Annotated in this window: 13 protein-coding genes; 9 read left to right on the top strand and 4 right to left on the bottom strand. The window is 28.7% G+C overall.

Annotation, left to right across the window (positions count from 1 at the left end; translation table 11 throughout):
* Window positions 1-235: 235 nt before the first annotated feature.
* Both CM240_RS08625 and CM240_RS08620 read left to right on the top strand, forming a co-directional pair.
* Window positions 236-1420, top strand: coding sequence for a M20 metallopeptidase family protein (locus tag CM240_RS08625; RefSeq protein ID WP_044038389.1), 1185 nt, complete (start codon window positions 236-238; stop codon window positions 1418-1420).
* 137 nt (window positions 1421-1557) lie between these two features.
* Window positions 1558-2973 carry a DHA2 family efflux MFS transporter permease subunit gene (locus CM240_RS08620; RefSeq protein ID WP_051483771.1) on the top strand — a complete coding sequence of 472 codons (1416 nt, stop codon included), beginning with the start codon at window positions 1558-1560 and terminating at the stop codon, window positions 2971-2973.
* Window positions 2974-3023: 50 nt separating this feature from the next.
* On the opposite strand, the gene CM240_RS16890 is transcribed toward CM240_RS08620, so the two are convergent.
* Window positions 3024-3944 carry an alpha/beta hydrolase gene (locus CM240_RS16890; RefSeq protein WP_051483770.1) on the bottom strand — a complete coding sequence of 307 codons (921 nt, stop codon included), beginning with the start codon at window positions 3942-3944 and terminating at the stop codon, window positions 3024-3026.
* 197 nt (window positions 3945-4141) lie between these two features.
* On the opposite strand from CM240_RS16890, the gene CM240_RS08610 reads away from it, so the two are divergent.
* The 4 genes from CM240_RS08610 to CM240_RS08595 all read left to right on the top strand — a co-directional run bounded on the left by CM240_RS08610 (window position 4142) and on the right by CM240_RS08595 (window position 8326).
* Window positions 4142-5011 (top strand): radical SAM/SPASM domain-containing protein, encoded by an 870-nt coding sequence (locus CM240_RS08610; protein ID WP_044038387.1) that lies wholly within the window; start codon window positions 4142-4144, stop codon window positions 5009-5011.
* 78 nt (window positions 5012-5089) lie between these two features.
* On the top strand, window positions 5090-5986 hold the full coding sequence (locus CM240_RS08605) for a YitT family protein (RefSeq protein ID WP_051483769.1): 897 nt from the start codon (window positions 5090-5092) through the stop codon (window positions 5984-5986).
* A 339-nt stretch (window positions 5987-6325) separates the two neighbouring features.
* Window positions 6326-7045: a glycerophosphodiester phosphodiesterase gene (locus CM240_RS08600; RefSeq protein ID WP_044038385.1), complete on the top strand. Its 720-nt coding sequence runs from the start codon at window positions 6326-6328 to the stop codon at window positions 7043-7045.
* A 117-nt stretch (window positions 7046-7162) separates the two neighbouring features.
* Complete coding sequence (locus CM240_RS08595; RefSeq protein WP_044038382.1) at window positions 7163-8326, top strand: class I SAM-dependent methyltransferase; 1164 nt, start codon at window positions 7163-7165, stop codon at window positions 8324-8326.
* 450 nt (window positions 8327-8776) lie between these two features.
* On the opposite strand, the gene CM240_RS08590 is transcribed toward CM240_RS08595, so the two are convergent.
* On the bottom strand, window positions 8777-10120 hold the full coding sequence (locus tag CM240_RS08590) for an MATE family efflux transporter (protein WP_044038380.1): 1344 nt from the start codon (window positions 10118-10120) through the stop codon (window positions 8777-8779).
* Window positions 10121-10236: 116 nt separating this feature from the next.
* Here CM240_RS08590 and CM240_RS08585 point away from each other — a divergent pair, with 116 nt between their 5' ends.
* Window positions 10237-10839 (top strand): trimeric intracellular cation channel family protein, encoded by a 603-nt coding sequence (locus CM240_RS08585; protein WP_044038378.1) that lies wholly within the window; start codon window positions 10237-10239, stop codon window positions 10837-10839.
* A 162-nt stretch (window positions 10840-11001) separates the two neighbouring features.
* On the opposite strand, the gene CM240_RS08580 is transcribed toward CM240_RS08585, so the two are convergent.
* Window positions 11002-11292 (bottom strand): hypothetical protein, encoded by a 291-nt coding sequence (locus CM240_RS08580; protein WP_051483768.1) that lies wholly within the window; start codon window positions 11290-11292, stop codon window positions 11002-11004.
* A 194-nt stretch (window positions 11293-11486) separates the two neighbouring features.
* Window positions 11487-13718, bottom strand: a complete 2232-nt coding sequence (pflB, locus tag CM240_RS08575) for a formate C-acetyltransferase (protein ID WP_044038376.1) — start codon at window positions 13716-13718, stop codon at window positions 11487-11489.
* 235 nt (window positions 13719-13953) lie between these two features.
* Here pflB and smc point away from each other — a divergent pair, with 235 nt between their 5' ends.
* Both smc and ftsY read left to right on the top strand, forming a co-directional pair.
* The gene (smc, locus tag CM240_RS08570) at window positions 13954-17514 is read left to right on the top strand and encodes a chromosome segregation protein SMC (RefSeq protein ID WP_044038374.1); all 3561 of its coding nucleotides are present in this window, start codon (window positions 13954-13956) and stop codon (window positions 17512-17514) included.
* A gap of 294 nt (window positions 17515-17808) precedes the next feature.
* Entirely contained in the window at window positions 17809-18738 is a 930-nt protein-coding gene (gene ftsY, locus CM240_RS08565) for a signal recognition particle-docking protein FtsY (protein WP_044039842.1), read from the top strand.
* Window positions 18739-18756 lie beyond the last annotated feature (18 nt).

Below are 18756 nucleotides of genomic sequence, written 5' to 3'. Positions count from 1 at the left end.
GTTTGTGTACCTAATGATATGTAAAGTTCATAGGTAACAGAATGGTTTCTTTATTGAGGACAGTATCGCTTTTTGTTTACAAATTATTTATTGATTAGAAAAAAGTATAGTAGTATAGTTACCTTAAAGATTTATTTTCTACAATGCAGATAAATAATTATAAATTATTTAGTGAATCAATAGATTTAAATATGTAAAAAATAAATTAAAATCTAAAGATAAAAGAGGTATAGTTATGAATAAGTTTATGGAACAAGCTAAGTTAATAAAAGAAGATATTGTTAGTTACAGAAGAACTCTTCATAGTAATCCTGAAGTGGGACCTGAATTACCTAAAACAAAAACTTATGTTATGGATAAATTAAGAGAATTGGGATATGATCCTAAGGAAATATGCGAAAGTGGGATAGTAGCAACAATTGAAGGTAATAAACCAGGAAAAACATTTTTATTAAGAGCAGATATGGATGCATTGCCAGTAAAGGAGGCTGCTGTATGTGATTTTAAATCAAATAATGGTTGTATGCATGCTTGTGGCCATGATATGCATACAGCGATGCTTTTAGGTGCAGCTAAGTTACTAAAACAAAATCAAGATGAAATAGAAGGTACTATAAAATTAGTATTTCAACCAGATGAAGAAGGATTTACCGGTGCTAAGAAAATGATAAAAGCAGGTGTTCTTGAAAATCCTAAAGTTGATGCAGCTATGGCAATGCATGTTCACTCAGGTACACCTTCTAATCTAATATTATGTGGGTTAGGAACTAGTATAGCAGGATGTAATAGATTTAGAATTGTTGTAAAAGGAACTGGATGTCATGGAGCTATGCCTGAATTAGGAGTAGATCCAATAAATATAGCAGCTCATATATACATATCATTGCAAGAAATAATAAGTAGAGAGATTTCAGCTACGAAGGCTGCAGTTGTAACAATTGGTAAATTTTCTGGAGGAGATGCAGCTAACATAATACCAGAAGAAGTTGTAATGGAAGGTACTATAAGAAGCTTAGATAAGGAAGTGGGAGAATTCATATTTAACAGAATTAATGATATAGTTACATCTACTGCAAAAATGTTTAGAGGAGAAGCAGAGCTAATAGAGTTATCTTCAGTGCCGCCACTTACTAATGATAATAAATTAGCTCATGAAATTACTAATTACATGAAAGATCTAGTAGGAGAACAAGCTGTTGTTTTATTTGAATCTGGAGGAATGGGATCTGAAGATTTTGCTTCTTATTCATATGAGGTTCCAAGTTTATATGTTATGCTAGGTGCAGGTACAAAAGAAGAAAATAGTTTATATGGTGAACCAATGCATAATGAAAAAGTTGTGTTTAATGAAGATATATTACCAACAGGAGCGGCTATGCATGCATATAGTGCTATTATGTGGTTAAAAAATAATAAGTAGATAATATAAAAAAGTATTTGAAAAATATTTCAAATTTAATATATAATACAAATATAACGAGTAGTTCTAATAACGTAAATCCAGTTGTTAGAGAGCTACTCGTTTTTTTTACGGTCATAAAAAAGGAGGATTTATTTGTGGAAAGTATTGAAAAATCAGTGGCGAAAGAGGAGAAAAATAATACAAAAATAATTTTAGCAGTGTTAGTATTTAGTGCATTCATAGGAGTATTTAATGAAACTATATTAAATGTTGCATTAAATACTCTTATGGATGAAATGGGGGTAACAGCAGCAACAATACAATGGATTGTTACTGCTTATATGATAGTTGTTTCAGTTATGGTTCCAATTACGGCATTTTTAATACAATCTTTTAAAACTAAAAAACTATATCTTGGAGCTATGACATTTCTTTTAATTGGTACTATATCTGCAGCTTGTTCAAAATCATTTTTTATGCTTCTTATATCAAGAATGGTACAAGCTGTAGGTACAGGAATGCTCATTCCAATTATGATGAATACAATTCTAATGGTGACACCAACAGAAAAGCAAGGTTCAGTTATGGGAGTAGGTTTAAGTGCGGTTCAACTTGGACCAGCTCTTGGACCAACAGTCTCAGGATATTTATTACAATATTTTAGCTGGCATGCATTATTTGTAATGTTAATTCCATTTATAGCGCTTTGTATGATATGTGGATATATATATCTTATAAATGTATCAGAGCTCACAAAGCCTAAACTTGATATTTTATCAATTATCTTGTCAACATTAGGTGTTGGAGGGATTATATATGGATTAAGCACTTTTAGCAGTGGCGAAAATATAATATTTACTATTGTTGTATTTTTTATTGGTATTATTTCATTAGCGGTATTTTGTGTACGTCAGATATCATTGAAAGAACCAATGATTGAAATACGTACATTTAAGTATTCTTTATTTTCTATTGGAGTCATTCTTGTAATGATTTCTATGATGACTATATTTACTATGAATGTTATGCTTCCAATATTTCTTCAAGGTGCTTTAAAAACAACTACATTTTTATCTGCTCTTGTATTGTTACCAGCAACATTATGTAATGGATTTGTTTCACTTATTGGAGGAAGATTGTATGACAAAATAGGTTCGAGAGTTCTTATACCAACGGGTTTTGCTATAATTACATTGGCTTTATTTATTTTATCAGGAGTAGGTATTGAAACAGGACTATTGAAGATCATAATTACGTACGCAATAGTTTGTGTTGGAATTGGATGCTCTTTGTCAATTTCTCAGATAAGTTCCCTCAACATATTGCCAAAGGAATATTACATACATGGTGTGGCAATCTCAAATACACTTCAACAGGTGTCAGCAGCGATAGGTTCAGCAGTATTTATTGGAATAATGTCATCAGCTCAAAATAAATCATTGTTAGCATTGAAAACTGTGGAAGGTTCAGTAGCAGTTGGATTTAGAACTTCAGTTTTAGCTTTAGATGCTGTTGCTCTTATAGGACTTTGTTTAGCAATTATTATGTCTATAAAAAATAAAAAGAAGTGAAATTTTACAAGCGCTTACTAGGCATATAGTAGGCGCTTTTGATTGTGATTTTATTTTAAAAGCTTAAAGAAAGATAGACAATTTTTAAATTTAGGTCCCCAGGAAAGTTCATCGTGGTTTCCATTATCTTCTTCATATAATATATCTTTAAGGTCATTATTAGTAGCTATAGTAAATGCATCTTTTGTAGATTTATAAGCAAAATCAGCAGTGCCGGAGTAAAAATATATTTTTGTATTATCCATTTTTTCTTTAGTTAAGTTTTTAGTAAGATAATTTTTCATACCAGAAGAATTTATATTATCACAGAATGAAAAAGCACCAATCATGCCAAAAATATCATTATATTCTATACCGGTATACATTGATATTATAGCGCCATAAGAAGAACCAATTATAGCTGTATTATCCTTATCTTTTAGAGTTCGATAATTTTCGTCGATATAAGGCTTCAATGTTTTTACAATAAATTCTGCATATTTATCACCTTTTGCACTTTTGGTTTGTCCATAATTATTAGATGAGGAAAATATGTTGTATTCACTGACTCTTGTAGTATCACGAGAATCTATACCGACTATAATGATACCTTCTGTTTTTCCTTTATCGATTAGATTATCTAAAGTCTCATCTATTTTCCATTCTTTATTATAAGTAGCAGTTTTGGTATCAAATAGATTTTCACCATCTTGCATGTATATAACAGGATAACTTTTATTACTATTTTCATAATTGTAAGGAAGGTATATTCTTAATGTTTTCTTATTACTAAGTTCTGGACTATTGAAATTTTTTATTACTTTTATTGTACCTTTATTGTTATTTTTAATATTTTTGTTAGTAGAGGTTACTTGCGACTTTATCGTATCATTTTTAGGAGTGGAATTATTACCATTAATAATGAAGTAGGCTACAGTTGCAATTAATGCTAAAGAGATTATAGGTAAGATAAGCTTTATCTTTTTATTCATATAACTTCCTCCTTAATATTCTTTATATTTTATAATATTAGATTATCAACATATTAGGAAAAATATGAGAGTTGATTATCAGAAGTAGTATGCGTATTTACAATTGTTACTTTAGATTGTGCTTTTTATTGACATAAACTATTCAATTACGTATGATATAAGATATTTCAACAGAATATTGATGATAGGAGATATCTATGAAAAGATTTAAAAGAATTTATATAGAGATAACAAATATATGTAACTTAAGTTGTAATTTTTGCCCAAAGACTGGAAGAGAACTAAAATTTATGAATGAAGAAAGTTTTTCTCATATATTAAAAGAAGTTAGACCTTATACAGATTATATATACTTTCACCTTATGGGAGAGCCACTTTTAAACCCTAATATAGAAAGATTTTTAGAACTTAGTAAAGAAGCTGGTTTTAAAGTAAACATAACTACAAATGGAACATTAATAAAAAAGGTGAAACCAATATTATATAAAGCAGAGGCTTTAAGACAAGTTAATATATCGTTGCATAGTTTTGAAGCTAATGATGCAGAAGTAGATTTTAATGAATATATAGATGAGGTACTTAATTTTGCTTTATATTGTAATGATAATACAAAGATTATTTCTGCTTTAAGATTATGGAATTTAGATAGTCTTAAGTTGAAAGGAAACAATGATAGAAATAATGATATATTTAGAATTATTGAAGAAAAATTTAATTTAAACTATGACTTAAGAGAAAAGATGGAATTAGATAAAAAAGCTAAGATTAAAGACAGAATATATTTACATTCAGCTGAAAAATTTAGTTGGCCTAGTAGTGATGCTGAAGATATAGGTAATAAAGGTTTCTGTTATGGATTAAGAGATCAATTAGGAATATTGGTGGATGGTACTGTAGTACCTTGTTGTTTAGATAGTGAAGGAAATATAGACTTAGGAAATGTGTTAAAAGCTTCTTTAGATGAAATATTAAGAAGTGAAAGAGCTATAAAATTGTATAATGGCTTTTCTAATAGAGTAGCGGTTGAAGAATTATGTAGAAAATGTGGATATCGAAAAAGGTTTTAGGCATAAAATAATGATGAAAAAAGTGTTATTGGAATATATAATAAAGAAAGGAGAGGAAAAATGTAGGAGGAAACAGTTATGGATGAAAAAAAGTCATTAATTCACGGAGAAAGTGAATGGGTTAAAATATCAATGGCTGTACTGGGATCATTATTATATGCCATAGGCATTAATATGTTTATTGTCCCTGTAGGATTATATAGTGGGGGGATAATGGGAATATGTCAAATAATACGTACGATACTGATAGATTATATGCATTTACCATTAAATCAATTTGATATTGCCGGTATAGTATACTATATAATTAATATACCTATATTTATTATAGCTTATAAAAAAATGGGGAAATCATTTTTTGGTAAAACATTACTTTGTGTTACAACTACATCATTATTCTTGTCGTTAGTAAGTGTACCTAAAATACCTATTTTAACAGATGATATTCTTGCAGCTTCTCTTATAGGAGGAATAATATCTGGATGTGGAACAGGATTTATATTAAAGATGGGGTGTTCAGCAGGGGGGATGGATATAGTAGGCCTTCTTTGTATGAAAAAAAATAAAAACTTTAGTATGGGTAAAATAACATTAATAGTAAATCTAATCTTATATTCTATTTGTCTATTTATGTTTGATGAAAAGATAGTTATATATTCAATAATTTTTGCTGCAGTAACATCAATTACAATAGATAAAGTACATATACAAAATATTAATGTCCAAGTTACTATAATAACAAGAAGGAATATTGAAGCAATGGAGAAAGATATTATGACTAAGTTGGTACGTGGTGTTACTAAGTGGAATGCTAAAGGGGGGTATACTGGACAAGATACAAGTATATTATATATAGTATTATCTAAATATGAAGTTTCTTATTTAAAAAAGATAATTAAGAAATATGATCCAGATGCTTTTGTTGTTGTTAATGAAGGTGCAAATATAGAAGGGAATTATCTCAAAAAATTATAAAAGTAATTGTGAATATTGGGGCTGTTGCACGAAGAGTGTGGCAGCTTTTTTAGTTCAGTGCACATGGCACAGGTAGATTTATTTAACAACACTTAACTATAATAGTTTTATATATATATTTGATGTATAAATACATAGTCTATATAATAAATTTCCATGCCATCTGCTATGTTGAAATATTTTACCTTTAGAGGAAAATTAACCTTAACTATTCACTCGAATATCTTATTTGTGCCTTGTGCCATGAAAAAAGGCTCTCGTCTACAAATTTTCAATTGTTAATGTAATAGTCCCTTTTTTATAGAAATAGTATTATAATGGTTTTAAGGAGGGGAGTTTATGATAAATTTTGCTCATAGGGGAGCTAGCAATGATTACCCAGAGAATACAATATTAGCTTTTGAGAATGCTATTAAAATAGGTGCTACTGGATTAGAGTTAGATGTACACAAGACAAGAGATAATATTCTCGTTGTTATACATGATGAAGATGTAGAACGTACTTTTTTAGGTAAGGGATTAGTAAAGAATTTTGATTTTAAAGATATAAGGAAACTAAGAAATAGAAGAAAGTTATTTGAAGATAATAAAAAGTGTAGAATACCAACATTAGAAGAAGTGTTAAAGATAGTGAAAAAAAGTAATGTATTATTAAATATAGAGATAAAAAATGATGAAATAGATTATAAAGATATAGAAGAAGATACCATTAATTTAGTGAGAAAATATGAACTGCAAGATAGAGTTATTTTATCAAGTTTTAATCATGAGGCAGTGAAGAGATGTAAGAAAATTGATGGAAGTATAAAGACAGGAATATTGTATGATAAAGATATAGAAAATGTTATAGAATACGCGAAGAATATTAAAGCTGATGCAATACATCCTAGTTTAAGGCTTGTAACAGAAGAGTTAATACAAGAAGCAAGAGAAAATAATATAGCAGTTAATATATATACAGTAAATAATCCTGTGTATATGAGAAAGTTAATTGAACTTGAAGTAGATGGTTTATTTACTGATTATCCAGAATTATTAAAAGATATAATGAAGGAATGAGAACTTAAAGTAATTCACAATTCACGATAATTGCAAATTGCGAATCGTGAATTGCGAATTTAAAAACTAGTATATATAATAGTATTGCATATAAAATTAATAATAAGGTGTGATAAAATGGAAGCTTTAGAGGATGTAATTAAGGAAATATTAAAAGAGGATATTGTTAAAATAGTTATTAGTAATAAAGTAAATAAGGATGTTACATATAATAAAATAAATATTACCCTTAAAGAGAAAAATAATAATGAATATTATCAGATAGAAAAATTTACAGATAAACAAGTGTTTCATGAAAATATTGATAAATCTCAATTAGAAAGTAAACTAAAAGAGAGTATAGAGAATAAATATAAACAAGTTTCAGCGTGGTCAGAAACTACTACTTTTGATTTAAAGATATCTAAAAAAGGGAAGATTCACTTAAGTAAAAGAAAAAGTGACAATGTGAAGATGGTAAACAAAAGTCATAATAAAGAAAAAAATTATATCCTTAAAGAAGGAATGATAATAGAACCATTGATAGACTTAGGTGTCTTTACTAAAGAAGGAAAAGTAGTTAAATCTAAGTATGATAAATATAAACAAATAAATAGATTTGTTGAAATAATAGATGATGAGATAAAGAAAAATGATTATAAAGAACTTACTATCTTAGATTTTGGATGTGGAAAATCATACTTAACATTTGTATTATATTATTATTTCGTAAAGATTAAAAACATCAAAGTAAAGATGATCGGATTAGATCTTAAAAAAGATGTTATTAAAAAGTGTAACGATATAGCTAAATCATATAATTATGAAAACCTTCATTTCGAGTTAGGAGACATAAATGGTTTTAAATACAATAACAAAGTAGATATGGTAATAACTCTTCATGCTTGTGATACAGCTACAGATTATGCATTATATAATGCTATTAAGTGGAATAGTAAAATGATTTTCTCAGTGCCTTGTTGTCAACATGAGTTTAATAAAGATATGAAAACAAAAGAATTATCAATATTAACTAAATACGGAATAATACAAGAGAGAGTAGCGGCACTTATGACAGACGCTGTAAGAGGAAATTTATTAGAAGCAGTAGGCTATAAAACACAGTTATTAGAATTTATAGATATAGCGCATTCGCCAAAGAATATTTTAATAAGAGCATCAAAGGGAAATGTATCTAAAGAAAAAAGAGAAAAAGCAATAGAGGAAGTAAATAATTTAATAAAAGAATTTAATTTTAATCCGACACTGTATAAGTTGCTTAAAGAAGACTCGTTAATTTGATAGTTTACAGGACTATAACGGGACTGCTGTGTTAACAAGTGAAAATTTATTGTTGAGGGCACAAGTATGATGGCACAAGGCACAGGTATGGAGGAAATTCCTGCGGAATTTCTTAGATCCATAAGTGCAGCGTTATTAGTTTGTTAATAAGGCTGATTTTGTAATTAGAATGGATGTTATAATGTTGTTTTACAGGAGGCTAATAAAAGTTGCACTTTCATGTAGCTTTGATATGACAAGTGGTAATTAAAGTGCATATTAATACCTGTTCTAGTTAAGTAGTGGTAAAAATCTTATATGTTCATTACTTAGTTTTTATTATTGTTATAATGCTTAAGCAATATGAAAGTGTCAATTTTCATTACTGTCCAAAGGGCTTATAATATTTTCAACCACAGGTGGAAAATTAACCTTACCTGTGCCTTGTGCCCTATTACCTGTGCACTGATATCATCTCGTTATATTATTAAGCCATATATATGATTTAAATCTATAAGTAGTTAAAAATACTTTTATTATCTCGTCGCACATTAATATCATGTACACTATAGTCACGTCTAGTTTAAATACAAATGCTGCTAATGCTCCAAATAGTATTGAGCATCCCCACATCGTTGTAACATCTATAAAAAGTCCAAACTTAGTATCACCACCAGCTCTAAAGACTCCTACTACCATAGTAGTATTATATGATTGACATATTACGAAATAGGACATTACGAACATCATAGAACTTAGATATCCTTCAGCAACAGAGGAAAGGCTCATGGTAGCCATTGCAATAGGTCTAACTATTAGAATAATTAGGGCGCCCATTAATCCTGTAGCAATACTGAGTTTCACAAATTTTTTTCCATAAGCTTTAGCTTGGTTTATTCTATTTTCACCAATAGCTTTACCAAGGACTATAGCAGTAGCGGTAGATATACCAAAAGCAACTACTGTAGCTAATTGTCTAGTAACTTGAGCGATAGAATTTGCAGCAGCGGCTTGACTACCAAGATGTCCAATTATTGCAGAATTCATTGATGTACCTAGTCCCCACATAAGTTCATTTATAGTTACTGGAATAGAAAATTTTAAAAAGTCATTAAATAATAGTTTATCTGTTTTAAAAATATATTTAAACTTAAATTTTATAATATGATTGTATTTATAAGCGTAAATAATTATAATAACAAGTTCTGCTATACGAGCAATGGTAGTAGCTATAGCAGCACCTTTAATACCTAGAGCGGGAAATCCTAGTTTACCGAATATAAAAATATAGTTAAAAGCTGTATTGATAATTAGAGATGTTAAGTAAACAAAAGTAGCTATTTTAACTTTTTCAACACTTCTCATAATATTTAGATATATCATAGTTATAGAAGAAAAAATGTAAGAAAAGCATACAATTCTAAGATATTTAACGCCTTCAGCTATAACTTCTTTTTCTGAAGAAAATATATGCATAAGAGATTCAGGGAAAAAGAAGGTTATTATTGTAAATGCCATAGAAATGATTAAGGAAAATCTAAGAGATATTCCTAATACTTTTTCTATGGTATCTATATCTTTTTTTCCCCAATATTGAGCTGTTAGTACTGCTGCACCAGAAGTTATACCAAAGAAAATTAACGTCATAATGTATTGAATTTGTCCAGCGAGAGATGAAGCAGAAAGAACAGTTTCACCTACTTTTCCAAGCATTATAACATCAACGGAAGTTACTGCAACATTTATTAAGTTTTGCAAAGCAATAGGTATTACTAATGCAAATACCATCTTATAAAAATCTTTATTATTGTCCATAAGTTTATCCCCCAAAAGTTGTATATTTGATATCATATCAAAAGTTGTAATGTTAATCAAATATTATGATATAATATTTATTTGTGATGTTTTATTACAAAAGAGGTGGAATTATAGTGTATACAGTGACAATTTTAGAGTACATCGGTGTCTTTGCTTTTGCTATGTCTGGTGCGTATGTAGCTATTGATGAGAAATTAGATTTATTAGGGATATACATACTAGCTATAGTAACAGCTATGGGTGGGGGAATTATAAGAGATATAGTAACGAACGTAGGAATTCCTGCATTTTTTAGTAGTCATGGAGCTGTGTTAGTCATTATTGTTGCAGCTACCCTTGCTATCTTTATTAAGGAAAAGTGGACAAACAGTTTACTTTTTGTAGCAGTAGATTCATTAGGACTAGCTGCCTTTACAGTATCATCGGGGGTTAAAGCTATAGATAATCAATATAATTTGTTATTATTTATATTTGTAACAGCTATTACTGGAGTAGGTGGGGGATTACTTAGAGATATTATAACTAATAGGAAACCAATAGTATTTATACAAGATATATATTGTGTTGCTGGTATTATAGGAGCATTAGTTTTATGGGTTTCATATCCGATTTTAGGAAAAAGTATTTCTATATATATGTCTTTATTGATGGTGGTTATAATTAGGATGGTATCATATATTAAAGGACTGCACTTACCAGTGATATTAAAATCATAATTTAATAACAACAGTTAAGTATAATAGTTTTGTATATAAAAATACTTAATATATATTATCTGTATTTTTGGTTAAATTAACATTTATACTGCACTATAAAAAAGGGATTAAAGCACAAAATTGATTTAATTTATTGTGCAACAGTCCCTTTTTAAAATTTATTTATATTCTACTTTTTATCCATTCTAATGCCTTTGGATGTATAGCGCCATTAAAATCATCATTAATTTTTGTAACAAAGAATAAATCATTGCTATCTTTTACTTCATTTAGAGCCTTCGCAATTTCTTCTGAATTAATATCTGTTTCAATAACAAATGATGTTGGTAATATATGAGCCCATGATCCTAAAGATTTGATTTTTCTTTCTAGATTACTATCATAATGATGGTGATGATTACAGTTTTCATCATGTACATGTCCTACATGAATATTTATTAAATATACTGACATTATCTATACCGCCTTAAAAATTATTTAGTTATTATTATATACTAAATGATATTTAATTGCAATTAATAATTATATTCAATAAACATGAGGACATAATTATCAATATCCTTAGTTATATTTAATGTAAGAAGAAAGACCTCCTTTGTAATTCATAATACAAGAGGCGGTCTTTCTTAAATTAAAAGCTATATAGCTTACATACTCTTATGGAATGTTCTATTAATAACATCAAGTTGTTGTTCTCTAGTTAGTTTTATAAAGTTAACAGCATATCCAGAAACTCTTATTGTAAGCTGAGGGTATTGTTCTGGATGTTCCATTGCGTCAATTAAAGTTTCTCTGTTAAATACATTAACATTTAAATGATGAGCATCTTGTGAGAAGTAACCATCCATCATAATGCTTAAGTTTTTGATTCTATCCTCAGGAGTTTTTCCAAGAGCATCTGGTACTATTGAGAATGTGTTTGAAATACCATCTTGTGAATGTTCATATGGTAATTTAGCAACAGAATTTAGTGATGCAAGTGAACCACTATTATCTCTTCCATGCATTGGATTTGCTCCTGGAGCAAATGGTTCTCCAGCCTGTCTTCCGTCTGGTGTAGTACCAGTTTTCTTACCATATACTACATTTGAAGTAATAGTTAAAACTGATTGAGTGTGATATGCATTTCTATAAGTCTTATTTTTTCTTATCTTATTCATCATATTTTCAACTAAGAATACAGCAATATCATCAACTCTGTCATCATCATTTCCGTATTTAGGATAATCACCTTCAACTTCAAAGTCAATAGCTATTCCAGCTTCGTTTCTTATAGGTTTAACTTTTGCATATTTAATTGCCGATAAACTATCGGCACATACAGATAATCCTGCTATACCACAAGCCATTGTTCTAAATACATCTCTATCATGTAATGCCATTTGTAAGCTTTCATAAGAATATTTATCATGCATATAGTGTATTACATTTAGTGTATTTACATAAAGGTTTGCCAGCCAATCTGTCATAGCATCAAATTTACTCATTACTTCATCATAATCAAGATATTCACTAGTTATTGGTTCGAACTTAGGACCTACTTGAACACCACTTTTTTCATCAACTCCACCGTTGATAGTGTAAAGCAATGTTTTTGCTAAGTTAACTCTTGCTCCAAAGAACTGCATTTGTTTACCAACTTTCATAGCAGATACACAGCAAGCTATAGCATAGTCATCTCCCCAGTATGGTTTCATTAAATCATCATTTTCATATTGAACAGAACTAGTATCTATAGAAACTTGAGAGCAGAAGTCTTTAAATCCTTCTGGTAATTTTGTTGACCATAGTACTGTTAAGTTTGGTTCTGGTGATGGTCCTAAAGTATAAAGAGTATTTAACATTCTAAAAGAGTTTTTAGTAACTAATGTTCTACCATCAAGTGACATACCTCCAATAGATTCTGTTACCCAAGTAGGATCACCAGAGAAAAGATCATTATATTCTGGAGTTCTTAAGAATTTTACCAGCCTAAGCTTCATAACGAAGTGATCCATTAATTCTTGTGCTTCTTCTTCTGTAATTACTCCATTTTTTAAATCTCTTTCTATATATATATCGAGGAAAGTTGAAGTTCTACCAAGAGACATAGCGGCACCATTTTGTTGTTTGATTGCAGCTAAGTATCCGAAGTATAACCATTGAACAGCTTCTCTAGCATTGCTTGCTGGAAGTGAAATGTCAAGTCCATAAGTGTTTGCTAATGCTTTTAATTCTTTTAAAGCTACAATTTGATCAGAAATTTCTTCTCTTAATCTTATTACCTCTTCATCAATACATCTAACTTCTAATGATTTCTTTTGTGCTAATTTATCTTCAATTAACTTATCTACTCCATATAAAGCTACTCTTCTATAATCACCGATGATTCTTCCTCTTCCATAAGCATCAGGAAGTCCTGTTACTATACCATATTTTCTTGCTAATCTCATTTCATCAGTGTAAGCATCAAAAACGCCTTGGTTGTGAGTTTTTCTGTATTTTGAAAAAATCTCAGAAATGGATGGATCAACTTCATAACCATAAGCTTTCGCAGCATTTTCAGCCATTCTTATACCACCTTCAGGCATAACAGCTCTTTTTAATGGGGCATCAGTTTGAACACCAACAATTTTTTCTATTGTTTTATCTATATAGCCAGGGTCATATGCGTTTATAGATGATACTGTTTTAGTATCTACATCTAATACGCCACCATTTTCTCTTTCTTTTTTGAATAATTCACTTACTTCATCCCATAATTTTTTTGTTTCTGCAGTGGCATCTTTTAAAAACGAACTATCCCCAGTGTATTCAGTGTAATTCTTTTGTATAAAGTTTCTAACGTCAATTTCTTTTGACCAATTTCCATTTACAAATCCTTGCCATTGTTCTTTCATTGCACACACCCCTTAATTTTACAAATTTGTGATATATTTAATAAATATTAACAAATAATAATTATTAATTAATATCTTAATAACAATATATCATTGGGACAAGTAAAATGCAATAAATTATAAAATTTACTTTAAACTTTGTGATATATTACAAAAGCTATAATATCATTAGTTGATATTAAAATAGAAATAATTTAAACTGTAATAAGAGTTTATATACAGGAGGAGATTTTAGGTGTTTTTAAAATCCATAGAGATAAGAGGGTTTAAATCTTTTGCAGATAAAACAGAAATCTTGCTAAGAGATGGGATCACAGCTATAGTTGGTCCAAATGGTAGTGGTAAAAGTAATATTTCTGATGCTATTAGATGGGTTCTAGGTGAGCAAAGTGTTAAGACTTTAAGAGGCGGAAAGATGGAGGATGTTATTTTTGCAGGTACGGAATTTAGAAAACCTCTAGGGCTTTCGCAGGTATCACTTATTTTAGATAATTCAGATAATAAATTGCCTATAGATTATAATCAAGTAACAATTTCAAGACGTTTATATAGATCTGGAGAAAGTGAGTACTATATAAACAATACAAAATGTAGATTAAAAGATATACATGAGTTATTTATGGATACTGGTATAGGAAAAGAAGGTTACTCTATAATAGGACAAGGAAAAATAGAGTCTTTATTATCAGGAAATCCAGAAGAAAGAAGAGGTTTATTAGAAGAAGCTGCAGGAATAGTAAAATATAAAAGTAGAAAGATAGAATCAGAAAAGAAACTGCAAGCTGCAGAAAATAATATAATTAGAATTAATGATATACTTACTACTTATGAAGAGAGACTAGAACCTCTAAGAGAAGAAAGTGAGAAGGCTAAGGAATTTATAAAATTATCGGATAGCCTTAAGAAAAATGAAGTTACTCTTATAACAAATTCATTAGATGGCTATGATGAAAAAGTAAATACATTAAAGAAAGAATTAGAAGATAAAAAGATTGAATTAGATAATCTTTTAAAGGATAAAAGTGAAAAGAAAGCTATAATTGAAGAATTTAATAAAGAGTTAGAGAATCTTGAAAAAGAATATGAAGAAGAAAGAAAAGTATATTTTGATAAGAGAGAAAATATACAAGAAATAAATGCATCAATTGCTTTATCTAATGAAAGAATTAAAATACTTGAAGAAAGTATTGAAAAAGAAAAGCTGTTACTAGAAGAGTATGAGGCTAAAGAGAAAAAATATAAAGAAGAAATAATAGAAGAAAAAGATAGCCTTAAAAAGGCAAAAGATGCTTATGAGAAAATTATTAATGAATTAGGTGAAGTTGATACATTAAATAGAACTAGAAAAGAAGATCTTATAGAAAAAGAAAAATTTATATATAAGAAAAAAGAAGAAAGAGAAAAGCTTCTTAATATAGTACGTGAAGCTTCTAATGAAAAATTATTGATTAATAATAATTTAGAAAATTTAAAATCTAAAGAAGAAAGCATAAGAGCATCTAAAGAAGGTTATTTAAATACTATAAAGATAAATGAAAGTACTAGAAATCATCTTAAAGAAGAAATTGATTCTTTAATAGGGGATATAGAAAAAATTAATAGTAAATTAGATAATAATAAGAAGAAATTAACTAGTCTATATAAAGACAAAGCAAATAAAGAAAAGTCTCTTAGGGAGTTACAAAATTCTATAACAAGATGTGAAGCAAATAAAGCGATGCTTACTAATTTAGAAAATCATTATGAAGGTTATAATAGAGCAGTAAAAACTATTATGAATGATATAAGAAATAATAAGATCAATAGTTTTTCTGAAGAGGCTTTTGTATTAGGAGAAGTTATTAATGTAAAAAAGGAATATGAAGTGGCTATAGAAACAGCATTAGGCTTTGCTATTTCAAACATAATTACTGATAGTGATGCAGGAGCAAAGGTACTTATTGATTATTTAAAGAAACATAAGCTTGGAAGAGCAACTTTCTTACCACTTAATATAATTAAGGATAAAGTAATTGATATAAATAATAATGTTAAAAATACAAAAGGATATGTCGGCATTGCATCTGAATTAGTTGAAGTAAATGAAAAGTTAAAAAAGGCAGTAGATTTTTCGCTAGGTAGAACTATAATAGCAGAGACATTAGATACTGCCCTTAATATAGCAAAGCTTACTGGTTATTCAATAAGAATAGTTACATTGCAAGGTGAAGTAGTTAATGCTGGTGGTTCTCTTACTGGGGGAGCGACTAACAATAAAAATTCTAATATAGTAGGTAGAAAAAGAGAAATTGAAGAGTTAGAAAAACAAATATCAGAATTAAAGATAAAAATGCAAAGCAGCACAGAAGAAATTGAAGTAATTTTAGAAAAAATAAAAGTAGTTGATGAAGAAAATCTAAATATAAGTGATAAGATTCATGGTGATAAAATAGAAATTACTAAAGTAAACGAAAGAATTGTATCATTAGAGAATGAAAATAAAAAATTAACTCTTAGTATAAAATCAGGGGATAATGAAATAATTGCATTAAATAAGAGTATAAAAGATATTGAAGAAAAGAAGATATATTTAGATGAAAAAGAAGAGTCTGTGAGAAAAGAAACTTCTACATTAGATACTGAAATAAAATCTAAAGAGGAAGAGTTTGCAAAATTTAAGAAGGAAATAGAAAAAGCTGGTGATAAGAGTACAGTTCTTAGAATTGAGGAAGCTAAGAATAAAAACTTTATTGAAAATTTAGAAAAAGATATTGCAAGACTAGAAGATGAAAAAGTAGCAATTAGTATTTCGCATATAAGAAGTAAAAATACTATAGAGGAAAATAATAACAGTATTTTGACAAATAAAGAATCTATAAAAAATAACAATGAAGAAATTGAAAAGTTAAATAAGAGCATAGAAGAGTTAAATAATAAATTCCAACTTAAAGAATCTGAGAAAATTAAGCTTAAAGAAAAAATTAACAGTATAAATAGTAATATTGAAGATAATAGTGAAATTTTAAGTAAGAAATCTAATGAATATCATAAGATTGAGATTGCGTATACTAAGATGAATTCAGATTATGAAAATTTAATTACAAGATTAAATGAAGAATATAATTTAACTATAGCAGAAGCAAAAGAGTTTGAAAAAGTTCAAGGTAATGAGGAAGAATTAAAGAAAAATATATTCAACATAAAATCTGAAATAAATTCATTAGGTACTGTTAATGTTGGATCTATTAATGAATATAAAGAAACTTTAGAAAAATATAATAATATGAATGAAGAAAGAGTAGATCTTATTGCATCAAAAGAGGAGCTAATTAAAGTAATAGATGATATGACATCAACAATGGAAGAAGTATTTAAAGAAAACTTTAAGATACTTAGAAAATATTATGATGAGACGTTTAAAGAATTATTTAAGGGTGGTCATGCTGATTTGGTTTTAAGTGGTGATGACATTTTAAACTCTCCAATAGATATTAACGTACAGCCACCAGGTAAAAAGCTTCAAAATATCAATTTGATGTCTGGGGGAGAAAAAGGACTATCGGCAATTGCCTTATTATTTGCTATACTAAAGATGAAACCAACTCCATTCTGTATTCTAGACGAGATTGAAGCGGCTCTTGATGATGCTAATGTAAATAGATATGCAGATTTTCTAAGAAAGTTTTCAGAAGGAACACAATTTATAGTTATAACTCATAGAAAAGGAACTATGGAATCATCAGATATTCTTTATGGAGTTACTATGGAAGAAAAGGGAGTATCAAAAATTGTGTCTGTAGATTTAAGAAGTGCTTAAAATAAGGAGGAAAATATGGCGTTCAGTAAGTTTTTTAAGAAATTTAAAGGTGAGAAAAAAGAAGAACTAGTAGAAGAAAATATTGCTAATGAAGTAGAAGAAACTAGTGATAAAGAAGTTTCAGTAGGTGAAGTTAACTCTGTAGATGAAGCATATGAAGAGGAAACTATAGAAGTTGAAGAGGAGTATATAGAAGAAGAAAATGCTGTTGAAGCTGATGAAAAAGAAGATGATGTTAATATTACAGAAATAGATAATGTAGTAGAAGAGTCAATAGAAGAAGTAGTGGAAGAAATTGAAGAAGAAAAACCTAAAAAGGTAGGATTTTTTCAAAAATTAAAAGAAGGATTAACAAAAACAAGAGATGAGTTAATTTCTAAAGTTGATGATATTTTTGGAAATTATGTAAAAATTGACGATGATTTATTTGATGAATTAGAAGAAGCATTAATTACATCAGATATTGGTGTGGATACATCACTTTATCTTATAGATGCATTAAAAGATAAGATTAAAGAAAAGAAAATTAAAGAAGTTTCAGAGGTAAAAGGTGCATTGAAAGAAGTAATTACAGAGGTTTTAGGTGAAGAAAAAGGTAGTATTACTCCAAAGAAAACTCCTAAAGTTATTTTTGTAATTGGTGTTAATGGGGCAGGGAAGACTACATCTATAGGAAAGATTAGCAACAAACTTAAAAAACAAGGATATAAGACTATGATGGTAGCAGCGGATACTTTCAGAGCAGCAGCTATTGATCAGTTAGAAGTTTGGAGTAAGAGAGCTGGAGTAGATATTATTAAGCATCAAGAGGGATCAGATCCAGCAGCAGTAGTTTTTGATGGTATTCAAGCAGCAAAAGCTAGAAAAGTAGATGTATTAATAGTTGATACAGCAGGAAGATTACACAATAAGAAAAATCTTATGAATGAGCTTGGAAAAATAAATAAAGTTATGGATAGAGAATTCCCAGAAGCAGAAAAAGAAACTCTGTTAGTTTTAGATGGTACAACAGGACAAAATGCTATTTCACAAGCAAAAACTTTTAATGAGATATGTAAAATAGATGGCTTAGTTATAACAAAACTTGATGGTAGTTCAAAAGGTGGAGTTATTATATCTGTTAAACATGAACTCGGAATCCCAGTAAAACTAATTGGTGTTGGAGAAGGTATTGATGATCTTCAAGAATTTGATGCTAAGGAGTTTGCAGAGGCTATATTCTAATAATAAAAAAAGGTGTTA

The organism is Clostridium bornimense (assembly GCF_000577895.1).
GTDB classification, from domain to species: Bacteria; Bacillota; Clostridia; order Clostridiales; family Clostridiaceae; genus Clostridium_AN; species Clostridium_AN bornimense.
Note: the sequence above shows the minus strand (reverse complement) of the source record. Positions and strands in the feature narration are given on the sequence as shown.